The organism is Bacillus cereus group sp. BfR-BA-01379 (genome assembly GCF_022663605.1).
Classification (GTDB): domain Bacteria; phylum Bacillota; class Bacilli; order Bacillales; family Bacillaceae_G; genus Bacillus_A; species Bacillus_A mobilis.
Genome location: NZ_JAKUFT010000060.1, coordinates 18,374 through 31,408 on the forward strand (window position 1 = coordinate 18,374; position 13,035 = coordinate 31,408).

Here is a 13,035-nt window from a genome sequence, read left to right on the forward strand (position 1 = left end):
TAACTCCCTACTTATCTCCCTAAATCTTTATACACGTAGATAAAACTTATACTCATACCCAGTTTTACGGTATAAAAAAAGACGCCTCTGTCATATTGACAGAGACGCCTTATAAGCGCGGTTCCACTCTGTTTAGGCTAAAAAAAGCCTCAAACTCATCTCTGATAACGGTGTACACCGCTTCTGCTTACTTTACGCCCTAAGACGTTTCGCAAAATAATTTGCTGTTCAGCAGAAGACTCGAAGGGGCATTTCAAAAATCCGCTTATAAACCACTTCCAGCCTAAAGGTGGTTCTCTCTGTAAAAAGCCTGATTTTCTACTTCTCCTTCTCGTCGCTTTTCCTTATTAGGTTTTAAGTATACTTATTATATTTCTAAACCTAGAAAATGTTAACCAATTACTTTTTGAAGACGATTTAAAACTTTTTCTTTTCCAAGAAGTGCAATAGCATTAGGAAGCTCTGGACCATGTGTTTGACCAGTAGTTGCAACACGGATTGGCATAAATAAATTTTTACCTTTATGGCCTGTTTCCTTTTGAACTGCTTTAATAGCCGCCTTAATTGCTGCTGGTTCCATCGCTTCTAGTGCTTCTACTTGGCCAGCAAATGCACGAAGTACTTCTGGTACTTGTTCACCTTTTAATACTTCTTGTCCTTCTTCTTCATGATCAACATGATCTTTGAAGAACATTTCAGAAAGCTCTACAATTTCAGCTCCAAAACTCATTTGTTCATGATATAACGCAATTACATCATGAATCCAAGCTTGCTCTTGTTCACTTAAAGTTTCACCTATACGTCCAGCTTTCACTAGATGCGGTAAGCTTAATTCTACCACTGTATCTAAGTCTTGCTTTTTCATATATTGGTTGTTCATCCATTTTAATTTTTGAGAATCAAATAATGCAGGTGATTTTGATAAACGAGCTGCATCGAACATTTTGATAAACTCTTCTTGAGAGAAGATTTCTTCTTCTCCTACTGGCGACCAACCTAGTAATGCAATAAAGTTAAAGATTGCTTCTGGAAGATATCCAAGCTCTTTATATTGCTCAATAAATTGAATAATAGATTCATCACGCTTACTTAATTTTTTACGGCTTTCATTTACAATTAAAGTCATATGACCAAATTGCGGGATATCCCAACCGAAAGCTTCATAAATCATCATTTGTTTTGGCGTATTTGAAATATGATCATCACCACGAAGTACGTGTGTAATTTCCATTAAGTGATCATCTACTGCTACCGCAAAGTTATAAGTTGGAATTCCATCTTTTTTCACGATAACGAAATCACCGAAATCATTTGAATGGAATGCAACTTCATCTTTTACGATATCTTTAAATGTGTAATCACGGTCAGCTGGTACACGGAAACGAATACTTGGAATACGTCCCTCAGCTTCAAATTCTTTCTCTTGTGCTTCAGTTAAATCACGGTGGTTACCTGCGTAACGAGGTGTTTCACCACGAGAGATTTGTCCTTCACGTTCTGCTTCTAGCTCTTCTTCTGTCATATAACATTTGTAAGCTAAACCACGCTCTAGTAAATCTTCATATAATTTTTTATAAATATCTAAACGCTCTGTTTGACGATATGGTCCAAATTCACCACCAACATCAACACCTTCATCCCAGTCCATACCGAGCCATTTCAAGTATTTTAATTGGCTTTCTTCTCCACCAGCAACATTACGTTTTACATCAGTATCTTCAATACGAATAATAAACTTACCATCTTGATGACGAGCAAATAAATAATTAAATAATGCCGTACGCGCATTTCCGATATGTAAGTGTCCTGTTGGACTTGGCGCATAGCGCACTCTCACTTGCTTTTCCATAATTGGTACACCTTCCATTCTTAATGTCAACACATTCTATAATTGTACACCAAACAAATGTGATTATCCATCTTACGAATTAAAAACCCTTATTTTTTCTGTAATAAAACAACTGCTTGAGAAGCAATTCCTTCTTCTCTACCTGTAAACCCTAATTTTTCTGTTGTTGTTGCCTTTACATTGATATTATCAATAGACGTTTCTAATAGCTCACTAATGCGTTTACGCATACTTTCAATATGTGGTGCCATCTTTGGCTTTTGAGCAATAATTGTACAATCTAGATTCCCTAACTCGTAACCTTGTTCACATACAAATTCCCAAACCTTTTGCAGTAATACAGCTGAATCAGCATCTTTAAAGGCGGGATCTGTATCAGGGAAATGCTTTCCAATATCCCCTGCTGCAATTGCGCCTAAACATGCGTCCGCAATCGTATGTAACAATACGTCTGCGTCTGAATGACCAATTAATCCTTTCTCATGAGGAATTGTAATTCCACCAATAATTAACGGTCTACCTTCCGCGAATTCATGTACATCAAAACCTTGTCCAATTCGAAACATTTTTTACATCCTCCTCAAGCTAAACTACATAGCTTTATGATTCTATATTATATTGCTATCCTTATAAAGAAAAGCCCGGCTGTTGCCGAGCTTTTCTTCGCTATAATCATCACTGTCATTTCTTTTGAACGTGAAGGAAACTTTCAGCAATTAGTAAGTCTTCTGGAGTCGTCACTTTAATATTATAGTAACTTCCCTCTACTACACCTACTTGCTTCCCGATACGTTCTACAAGACTTGCATCATCTGTACCAAGGAAACAACTCTGTTTCGCACTTCTATGAGCTTCTAACAAAAGAGAAACAGAGAACCCTTGCGGTGTTTGTACAGCTTTAAGCTGAGATCTTTCTACCGTTTCGACAACAACACCCTGCTCTACCTTCTTAACAGTATCTTTCACTGGCACCGCACAAATGGACGCCCCATATTTTTCTGCTGCAGTTAATACCTCTTGAATCACTTTATTCGTTACGAATGGACGCGCACCGTCATGTACAAGGACATACTCAACATCACTAGTATGCTGAATCGCATTATACACACTATCTTGTCTTTCAGCTCCGCCCTGAATAAATTGTACTGGCTTTTCAATCGGATACTTCTGCATTAGCTCTTCAAAATACGAGCGCTCTTCTTCATTAATTGCCATAATAATACTTTTGCACGCTTTATCCTTTTCAAAAGCACGTAACGTATGCACAATAATCGGTACTTCATTAATAAGTAAGAACAACTTATTTTTGCCAGCACCCATCCGCTTCCCTTGACCAGCTGCTGGAATAATTAATGTATACATATTAATAATCCTCTACTTATAATGCTTTTTCTAATAATTTACGTTTGGCGAAAATCATACGACCAGCCGATGTTTGCAACACACTCGTAACAAGCACATCGAGTTGTGAACCTACATATTCTCTACCATCTTCTACTACGATCATCGTGCCGTCATCTAAATATGCAACACCTTGATTTTGTTCTTTTCCGTCTTTTACAACATAAACACTTAGTTCTTCTCCCGGGAGTACAACAGGTTTAATTGCATTAGCTAAATCGTTAATGTTTAACACCGTTACCCCTTGTAGTTCAGAAACTTTATTTAAGTTGAAATCATTCGTTACTACTGTTCCGCCAGTGATTTTCGCCAACTTTACAAGCTTGCTATCCACTTCTTGAATATCATCGAAATCGCCTTCATAAATTTCTACCGGAATCGGCATCTCTTTTTGAATACGATTTAAAATATCTAATCCTCTGCGACCACGATTACGTTTTAAAGCATCCGAAGAATCGGCAATGTGCTGAAGTTCTTCTAACACGAATTGTGGAATCACAATTGTTCCTTCTAAAAACTTTGTTTGGCAAATATCAGCAATACGTCCGTCGATAATTACACTCGTATCGAGAATTTTCCAATGAGTTGTAGATTCTTCTACCTCTGCTTCAGTTTCTTCATTATCACTATTATTATTTTTCTTCTTCCCACGTTGTGATAGTGTAAATAATCCTAGCAATTCATTCCTCTTTTTAAACCCTACTTGGAATCCTAAGTATCCAAGTAAAAGAGTAAAGAACACTTGCAACACTGTACTAATAACTGGAATTGTAAATTCACGAATTGGTATTAAAATTAAATACGCAACAATAAGCCCAGAGATTAAACCTAATGTACCAAATAAAACATCCGCTACAGGCGCCTTTACAAGGGCCTCTTCAATATGCTTAATAAGTTGAACAATATAATCTACAAGCCAAAATGTTGTTAAAAATAAAATAATTGCACCAATAATTGCACGAGCATACGATCCTTCCAATAAAGGAACGGCACCGATGTCTAATACATTAATAACTTTTGGGATTAAGTAAATCCCTAACGCTCCCCCAATTACTAGAAAGAAGAGCTGTACAATCCGTTTTAACATCCAACCACCTCCTACTCATTATTAACCATTGTTTCGCTAATCAAAACGCCGAATGCAAAAGCGGACGTGTTTTTTTATAAATAGTTTTATTTACCAATATATCATATCATATACCAAAAGTGTTCTAGTGTCGTTATATTATGGAATCAATGTAATATTCTTAATTGTGTCTACTCATATAGAGATGCTCTTGGATTCTTTTTAGGCCTTCTCGTATTTTCTTCGCCCTGACTTCTCCAATTCCTTCCACATCATCCAATTCATTAATAGTTGCTCGACAAACACCTTGCAAAGTCTTAAACCGATTAATTAAATTTTCAATGATAAGTGGCGGAACGCGCGAAATTTTGCTTGTGATTCGGTATCCTCTCGGCGTCACACTTTCTTCTAAACTCGTTTGTCCTGGGTATCCAAGTAATTTAACTAAATCGCTATCCTCTAGAAGTTGTGTGTTCGCAAGATCTTGTAACTTTTTCAAAATTTGATGATGGTCTTGTGTTTTTTCTTGGTAATAATCTTTAATTAATAACGCTGCCTCTGCCTCTAAATCAGCTAGTAGTTCTGTAAGTTGTAAACGAATTAACCTACCTTCTGTTCCTAGCTCATGAATATAGCTCAATATTTCATTTTTAATACGCAGTACCATTTCAACACTATGTAGCACATGAACCACCTCGGACATTGTAACGACTTCTTCAAATTCTAGAATGCCCAAATTGGTAATACCATCATTCCATACAGCCTTATATTTTTCTAACGTCTGAATAGCTTGGTTTGCCTTTGTTAAAATAACACCTATATCCTTTAGTGTATAACGTAAATTCCCTTGATATAGTGTAATTACGTTACGCCTTTGTGAAATAGCCACAACGAGACTACCTGTCTGCTTTGCTACACGCTCTGCCGTCCGATGGCGCATACCTGTTTCAATAGAATCGATAGATGCCTCTGGAACTAACTGTGCATTTGCAATTAAAATTTTACTTCCAGTTTCATTTAAAATAAGTGCCCCATCCATTTTTGCTAATTCGTATAAACTAGCAGGAGAGAATGCGCAATTAATATGAAAGCCTCCATCTACAATACTTTTAATTTGTTCGTTATATCCAAGAACAATTAGTCCCCCTGTTTGTGCGCGAAGCACATTATCTATCCCTTCGCGCAGTGGTGTTCCTGGGGCCACGAGTTGTAAAATATTAATCATACTTTTGACACGTTGCTTGTTTTCTTCCATAGCCTAGCCTCCTAATGTCAAACGAAGCGCTTCCCCTAAATTAGATACACCTACTACCTCAATCCCATCCGGAATTGTCCATCCTCCCAAATTTTTTCTAGGAATAATAGCACGTTGAAATCCTAATTTAGCTGCTTCTTGTACACGTTGTTCAATTCTCGATACTCTTCTTATTTCTCCAGTTAATCCTACTTCTCCTATTACTGCATCGGTTGGTGCCGTAGATTTATCTCTAAAACTTGAGGCGATACTTAAAGCCACAGCTAAATCAATTGCTGGTTCATCTAATTTCAAACCACCTGCCACTTTCAAATATGCATCTTGATTTTGCAATAATAAACCTGTTCTTTTTTCTAACACTGCCATAATAAGCGATACACGGTTATGATCAATTCCCGTCGCCATTCTTCGAGGGTTTCCAAAACTAGTAGGGGAGATTAATGCTTGTATTTCTACTAAAACCGGTCTTGTTCCTTCCATTGAGGCAACTACTGTTGATCCTGCGACTCCAACAGGTCTTTCCTCAAGAAAAATTTCAGAGGGGTTTAAGACTTCCGCAAGACCAAGCTCTTTCATTTCAAAAATGCCCATTTCATTCGTGGAACCAAAACGATTCTTCACAGCTCGCAAAATACGGTATGTATGATGACGATCTCCTTCAAAGTAAAGAACTGCATCGACCATATGTTCTAACATACGAGGTCCTGCAATTGCCCCCTCTTTTGTTACATGTCCGACGATAAAAATAGGGATTCCTTTCGTTTTTGCAAGTTTCATTAATTCTGCTGTACATTCACGTACTTGTGCCACACTTCCCGGCGCTGACGTTACCTCAGGTAAATGTATCGTTTGAATGGAGTCAATAACAACAAAAGCTGGATTCATCTCTTCAATGTGTGCTGCAATTCGCTGCAAGTCCGTCTCTGATACAACAAATAGATTACTACCATTTACATGCAAACGATCTGCACGAAGTTTAATCTGTTTTGCCGATTCTTCACCGGATATATATAGTACATCATATGAAGAATCTGCTAATTGCGATGAAATCTGTAATAGCAATGTTGATTTTCCAATACCAGGGTCTCCACCAATAAGTACTAAGGATCCATCTACAATCCCACCACCAAGTACACGGTTAAACTCTTGGAATTTCGTTTCAATACGTGCCTCAGATTTTGTTTCTACTTCTGTTAGGCGTCTTGGTTTTGTTACTTCCGATTGAATTGCATTGGCATAATTAAGGCGTCTTGATGATACAACCGGTTCCATCTCTTCAACAAGTGTATTCCATTGACCACAACCAGGGCATTTCCCCATATATTTTGGTGACTGATAACCACACTCTTGACATGTGAATTTTGTTTTCTTTTTAGCCATATCGTTTTATATTTCACTTCACTTTCATCTATAAACAGTTTATCCTTCTCGTACAAGAAAGAGGGCTATCTCGTAGCCCTCTTAGTTTGTCTATACTTATTTTACCTTTTCAGCACTATGAATGACAAATGTTTCCCCTTCAACATCAAAGATAACTTTTTGACCTTTCTCAATAGCACCTTTTAAAAGTTCTTCCGACAGTCTATCTTCTACATGTTTCTGAATTGCTCTACGAAGCGGACGAGCACCGTATTCGCGGTCAAATCCTTTATCAGCAATGGCTGAAATAGCTCCTTCTGTTAAATGCAATTCAATCTCTTGCTCTTTTAAGCGATTCACTAACTGATTTACCATAAGTGTTACAATCTCTTGAATATGTTTTTTCTCAAGCATATGGAACACGATAATTTCATCAATACGGTTTAAGAATTCTGGACGAAATGCTTTTTTCAGTTCATCCATTACCTTACCTTTCATATCTGAATAATCGCGGCTCTCATCTTGTACGTTAAATCCAAGATGTTTATTACGTTTTAACGCGTCTGCACCAACGTTAGATGTCATAATAACAATTGTATTACGGAAATCAACTGTACGCCCTTTAGAATCCGTTAAGCGACCATCTTCTAATACTTGTAGTAAAATGTTAAACACATCAGGGTGAGCTTTCTCTACTTCATCTAATAGGACAACTGAATATGGCTTACGGCGAACCTTTTCTGTTAATTGTCCACCTTCTTCATATCCAACATATCCTGGAGGAGATCCAACTAAACGAGAAGTAGAATGCTTCTCCATGTACTCAGACATATCGATGCGAATCATTGCATCCTCATCACCGAACATAGATTCTGCCAATGCTCTTGCTAGCTCTGTTTTACCTACACCTGTTGGTCCTAAGAAAATAAATGAACCAATCGGACGTTTTGGATCTTTCAATCCCGCTCTAGCACGACGAACAGCCTTTGCTACAGCTACTACCGCTTCATCTTGACCAATAACACGATCGTGAAGGATGGATTCTAAGTTTAATAATTTATCAGTCTCTGTTTGTGCAAGTTTAGAAACCGGTATACGAGTCCACGTAGAAACGACATTTGCAATATCTTCTACTGTCACTTCTGAGTTTTCTTTTCCTTGTTGCTCTTTCCATTGACGCTTCGTATCTTCTAACTTCTCACGTAAGCGTTGTTCCATATCACGTAAGGAAGCAGCTTTTTCAAATTCTTGACTTTGCACAGCTGCATCTTTTTCTTTTCTAATTTCCTCAAGCTTCACTTCAAGCTCTTTTAGATTTGGTGGTGTTGTATAAGAACGTAAGCGAACCTTTGAAGCAGCTTCATCAATTAAGTCAATTGCCTTATCTGGTAAGAAACGATCTGTAATATAACGGTCTGAAAGCTTTACAGCTGCATCAATTGCATCATCTGTAATAGATACACGGTGATGTGCCTCATAACGATCACGTAAACCTTTCAAGATTTGAGTTGATTCGTCTAAACTTGGCTCATCAACGTGAATTGGTTGGAAGCGTCTCTCTAAAGCCGCGTCTTTTTCAATATATTTACGATATTCATCTAAAGTTGTCGCCCCAATACATTGTAACTCTCCGCGTGCTAAAGATGGTTTTAAAATGTTCGATGCATCAATAGCACCTTCTGCTCCACCTGCACCAATTAATGTATGAAGTTCATCAATAAATAGAATAATGTTGCCAGCTTGACGGATTTCATCCATAACTTTCTTTAAACGATCTTCAAATTCACCACGATATTTCGTTCCAGCTACAACTGTACCCATATCTAGTGTCATAACACGCTTATCTCTTAATGTTTCAGGAACTTCATTATTTACAATTTGTTGTGCTAATCCTTCTGCAATTGCCGTTTTACCTACACCAGGCTCTCCAATTAATACAGGGTTATTTTTTGTTCTACGGCTTAAAACTTCAATTACACGTTGAATTTCTTTACCACGCCCGATAACAGGATCTAGACGATTTTCACGTGCAACAACTGTTAAATCACGTGCTAAGCTGTCCAGTGTCGGTGTATTTGCATTTGTTGAAGAACCACCTTGGTGACCTGAACTTGCTTCATTACTTCCAAGAAGTTGCAATACTTGTTGCCTTGCCTTATTTAGGCTAACACCTAAGTTATTTAAAACACGTGCTGCTACACCTTCACCTTCACGGATTAAACCAAGTAAGATATGTTCTGTTCCGACGTAAGAATGACCTAATTTACGAGCTTCATCCATTGACAACTCAATAACTTTTTTAGCACGCGGTGTATAATGTACAGTTTGAGAAGCTTCTGTTCCGCGTCCAATTAATGCTTCTACCTCTTTTTGAACTTTCTCTGGACTTAATCCAAGAGCAATTAACGCTTTTGCTGCAATTCCTTCACCTTCACGTACAAGCCCAAGTAAAATATGTTCTGTTCCAATATTATTATGCCCAATACGAATTGCTTCCTCTTGAGATAAAGCTAATACTTTCTGTGCTCTTTCTGTAAATCTTCCAAACATCATAGAAATCGCCTCCTACTTGCGCTTAGTTTTTTTCAATACGTAATCGCTCACGGATTAAGGTTGCTCTTCGATAATCTCTTTCTTCTGGTCCTAAAGGTCCACCTGCATATTGTTGTAAAATACCTGGTTGTGTAAGAACCATTAGCTCAGTCAAAATATTTCTCGATACACCTTTTATATATCCTAAATCAATACCAAGTCGTACATCTGATAAGCAAGTGGCCGCTTCCGCAGATTGAATTAACCGACTGTTTGCTAGTATGCCATAAGAGCGATAAACTTTATCTTCAAGCTCAATACTTGAATTTTGTACAATTAATTCTCTAGCCATTTTCTCTTGCTGTATGATTTGTTGAATGACACTCTTTAAATCTGCAATAATATCTTCTTCAGATTTTCCTAGCGTCATTTGATTTGACACTTGAAATATATTACCTAACGCTTCGCTACCTTCACCGTATATTCCTCTTACTACTAACCCTAATTTTTGAATTACTTGTATAATACGGCTAATTCTTTTCGTTAAAACGAGTCCCGGTAAGTGAATCATTACGGAAGCCCTCAATCCTGTACCAACGTTAGTAGGGCAGCTCGTTATATATCCAAGTGATTCATCAAAAGCATATTCAACCTCTTCCTCTATCCAATTATCTATTTGATTGGCACTTTGAAGGGCCTCTGATAACTGCAACCCTGAAAATAAGCACTGAATCCTAATATGGTCTTCTTCATTCAGCATAACACTAATATGTTCGCTTCCTGACAATAGACATGCTCCATATTCTGTTCCTGCAAGGTTAGGACTAATTAAATGCTTTTCAACTAATACTCTCCTTTGAAGAGGCGTTAATTCATTCATTTTTAATAGTTCAAACTCTCCAAAGGGTTCTACCGTTTTATTTATAAATTCCTTTTTAAATAATTCATGAATCTGTTTAGCTTCTTCTTCGTTTTGCATAGTAGAGAATTGATATTTTTTAAAATTACGAGCCAAACGTATTCGACTACTTAAAACAATATCAGAATCAGGGCCATCCCCCTTCATCCATGGACTAATCGCTTCATTCATGATTTTGTCCAGTGACATAGAACTATTCCCCCTCTCTATGCTCACTAAGCTGATTTTCAAGACCTCGAATTTTATCCCTTACTTCAGCAGCTTTCTCAAACTCCTCTTTCTGTACGTATTGTTTCAGAATGAGTTTTAGTTCATCTAATTCTTTCTTTAAGTGAATATTTCCTTCTATACGTTCCGGAATTTTTCCACAATGATCTGTATGTCCGCCGTGAAGACGTTTTAATAATGGCTTTAAATGTTCCTTAAATGTATCGTAACAAGAAGCACATCCAAAACGTCCCACCTTTGTAAATTGCTCATATGTCATCTTACAATCTGGACACCTTAATATACTTGTATTCGAAAGCCCGTTTTGTCCTTCTTCAAACATTGTTGATTCACCATGTAATAAACCAGCAAATAAATCATGGAATGAAAAGTTAGACTGCGGCGATTGAAAGAAAGACGTATAGCCACTTTGTTCTGCACATTGCTCACAAAGATGAACTTCCGTCTTCTGTTCGTTGATTACTTTTGTATAATGTAAAGTTGCTGATCTTATATTACAGTTTTGACAAGTCATCACTATCCCCACCTTTACAACAGGAACGATCTATCTCATAATACTTTTCATACATTACTAGATTGTTCACTTTCCCTTATTCGTTTAAATAAAAGTGCGTGTTCTTTTTTCAAAACCTCTACAATATTTAACTGCCTTATATCTTAGTTATTACTCTTTTACAAAAGCTGTATTTATTTATATTTCAGTGTTCTTAACATTGCGCATAATATTCGAGCCCTAAGTTCATCTCGAGAAGGAACATCCATTGATAATACAGAACGATCTAGTACACTTAACATAAGTTTAGCTTCACGATTTGTTATGATTCCCTCTTCTATTAAACGTATAATCATACTCTCTGCATTCCCTTGCGCAACGCTATGATCAATCATATGAAGCATTTGATCGATAATGTCTATATCGTCATGCAGTTTGACTTTTATAATGCGAATGTAACCTCCTCCACCACGTTTACTTTCTACTACAAATCCTCTTTCTATCGTAAAACGGGTATTGATTACATAATTGATTTGAGATGGTACGCACTCGAATCGATCCGCAATCTCATTTCTTTTGATTTCAATCACATTATTATTACTTAAGTCAATAACTTGCTTTAGATATTGCTCAATGATATCAGATATATTTCTCATTTATCCGCCACCTTTATTGACTTTGACTATCTTTGACTTTAATTATATACGTATTAATAAAATTTGCAACTCTTTTGCTTATTCACTATCCTAGCCACATTCCCCTGTATTTAATCAAAATAATAATTATTTAAACACATTTTTTAATTACTATGGATTATAAAAGAAAACACGAAAAAACACGAGTCATTTGACTCGTGTTTAGTTGCTTGGCGACGTCCTACTCTCACAGGGACAAGGTCCCAACTACCATCGGCGCTAGAGAGCTTAACTTCCGTGTTCGGTATGGGAACGGGTGTGACCTCTCTGCCATCATCACCAAACTATGAAGGCATATTCCTTCAAAACTAGATAACATTTGCTACATATTATATGGTTAAGTCCTCGATCTATTAGTATTCGTCAGCTCCACATGTCACCATGCTTCCACCTCGAACCTATCAACCTGATCATCTTTCAGGGATCTTACTAGCTTACGCTATGGGAAATCTCATCTTGAGGGGGGCTTCATGCTTAGATGCTTTCAGCACTTATCCCTTCCGCACATAGCTACCCAGCTATGCCCTTGGCAGAACAACTGGTACACCAGCGGTGCGTCCATCCCGGTCCTCTCGTACTAAGGACAGCTCCTCTCAAATTTCCTACGCCCACGACGGATAGGGACCGAACTGTCTCACGACGTTCTGAACCCAGCTCGCGTACCGCTTTAATGGGCGAACAGCCCAACCCTTGGGACCGACTACAGCCCCAGGATGCGATGAGCCGACATCGAGGTGCCAAACCTCCCCGTCGATGTGGACTCTTGGGGGAGATAAGCCTGTTATCCCCGGGGTAGCTTTTATCCGTTGAGCGATGGCCCTTCCATGCGGAACCACCGGATCACTAAGCCCGACTTTCGTCCCTGCTCGACTTGTAGGTCTCGCAGTCAAGCTCCCTTATGCCTTTGCACTCTACGAATGATTTCCAACCATTCTGAGGGAACCTTTGGGCGCCTCCGTTACACTTTAGGAGGCGACCGCCCCAGTCAAACTGCCCACCTGACACTGTCTCCCGGGTCGATAAGACCCGTAGGTTAGAATTTCAATACAGTCAGGGCGGTATCCCACCAGCGCCTCCACCGAAGCTAGCGCTCCGGTTTCAATGGCTCCCGCCTATCCTGTACAAACTGTACCAAAATTCAATATCAGGCTACAGTAAAGCTCCACGGGGTCTTTCCGTCCTGTCGCGGGTAACCTGCATCTTCACAGGTACTATAATTTCACCGAGTCTCTGGTTGA

General features: G+C 38.2%; 10 protein-coding genes, 2 rRNA genes and 1 other annotated feature. All 12 genes read right to left on the reverse strand.

The window, feature by feature from the left end:
* Window positions 1–97 precede the first annotated feature (97 nt).
* Window positions 98–344, reverse strand: a binding site (T-box leader).
* Window positions 345–391: 47 nt separating this feature from the next.
* Window positions 392–1,849, reverse strand: coding sequence for a glutamate--tRNA ligase (gene gltX / locus MR113_RS19985; protein WP_242256394.1), 1,458 nt, complete (start codon window positions 1,847–1,849; stop codon window positions 392–394).
* An 89-nt stretch (window positions 1,850–1,938) separates the two neighbouring features.
* Window positions 1,939–2,415 (reverse strand): 2-C-methyl-D-erythritol 2,4-cyclodiphosphate synthase, encoded by a 477-nt coding sequence (gene ispF / locus MR113_RS19990; RefSeq protein ID WP_002159614.1) that lies wholly within the window; start codon window positions 2,413–2,415, stop codon window positions 1,939–1,941.
* A gap of 115 nt (window positions 2,416–2,530) precedes the next feature.
* Window positions 2,531–3,211, reverse strand: coding sequence for a 2-C-methyl-D-erythritol 4-phosphate cytidylyltransferase (gene ispD, locus MR113_RS19995; RefSeq protein WP_242256396.1), 681 nt, complete (start codon window positions 3,209–3,211; stop codon window positions 2,531–2,533).
* A 16-nt stretch (window positions 3,212–3,227) separates the two neighbouring features.
* Window positions 3,228–4,337, reverse strand: a complete 1,110-nt coding sequence (locus MR113_RS20000; protein ID WP_242256398.1) for a PIN/TRAM domain-containing protein — start codon at window positions 4,335–4,337, stop codon at window positions 3,228–3,230.
* 160 nt (window positions 4,338–4,497) lie between these two features.
* On the reverse strand, window positions 4,498–5,571 hold the full coding sequence (disA, locus tag MR113_RS20005) for a DNA integrity scanning diadenylate cyclase DisA (protein WP_061678380.1): 1,074 nt from the start codon (window positions 5,569–5,571) through the stop codon (window positions 4,498–4,500).
* 3 nt (window positions 5,572–5,574) lie between these two features.
* On the reverse strand, window positions 5,575–6,951 hold the full coding sequence (gene radA / locus MR113_RS20010; protein ID WP_061678381.1) for a DNA repair protein RadA: 1,377 nt from the start codon (window positions 6,949–6,951) through the stop codon (window positions 5,575–5,577).
* 96 nt (window positions 6,952–7,047) lie between these two features.
* Window positions 7,048–9,483, reverse strand: coding sequence for an ATP-dependent protease ATP-binding subunit ClpC (clpC, locus tag MR113_RS20015; RefSeq protein WP_061678382.1), 2,436 nt, complete (start codon window positions 9,481–9,483; stop codon window positions 7,048–7,050).
* 22 nt (window positions 9,484–9,505) lie between these two features.
* Window positions 9,506–10,570: a protein-arginine kinase McsB gene (locus MR113_RS20020; RefSeq protein WP_000050824.1), complete on the reverse strand. Its 1,065-nt coding sequence runs from the start codon at window positions 10,568–10,570 to the stop codon at window positions 9,506–9,508.
* Window positions 10,571–10,574: 4 nt separating this feature from the next.
* Complete coding sequence (locus MR113_RS20025) at window positions 10,575–11,123, reverse strand: protein-arginine kinase activator protein McsA (RefSeq protein ID WP_242256401.1); 549 nt, start codon at window positions 11,121–11,123, stop codon at window positions 10,575–10,577.
* 173 nt (window positions 11,124–11,296) lie between these two features.
* On the reverse strand, window positions 11,297–11,758 hold the full coding sequence (ctsR, locus tag MR113_RS20030; RefSeq protein WP_061678384.1) for a transcriptional regulator CtsR: 462 nt from the start codon (window positions 11,756–11,758) through the stop codon (window positions 11,297–11,299).
* Between the two features lie 207 nt (window positions 11,759–11,965).
* Window positions 11,966–12,081, reverse strand: a 5S ribosomal RNA gene (rrf, locus tag MR113_RS20035).
* 49 nt (window positions 12,082–12,130) lie between these two features.
* A 23S ribosomal RNA gene (locus tag MR113_RS20040) occupies window positions 12,131–13,035 on the reverse strand; the annotation flags it as partial.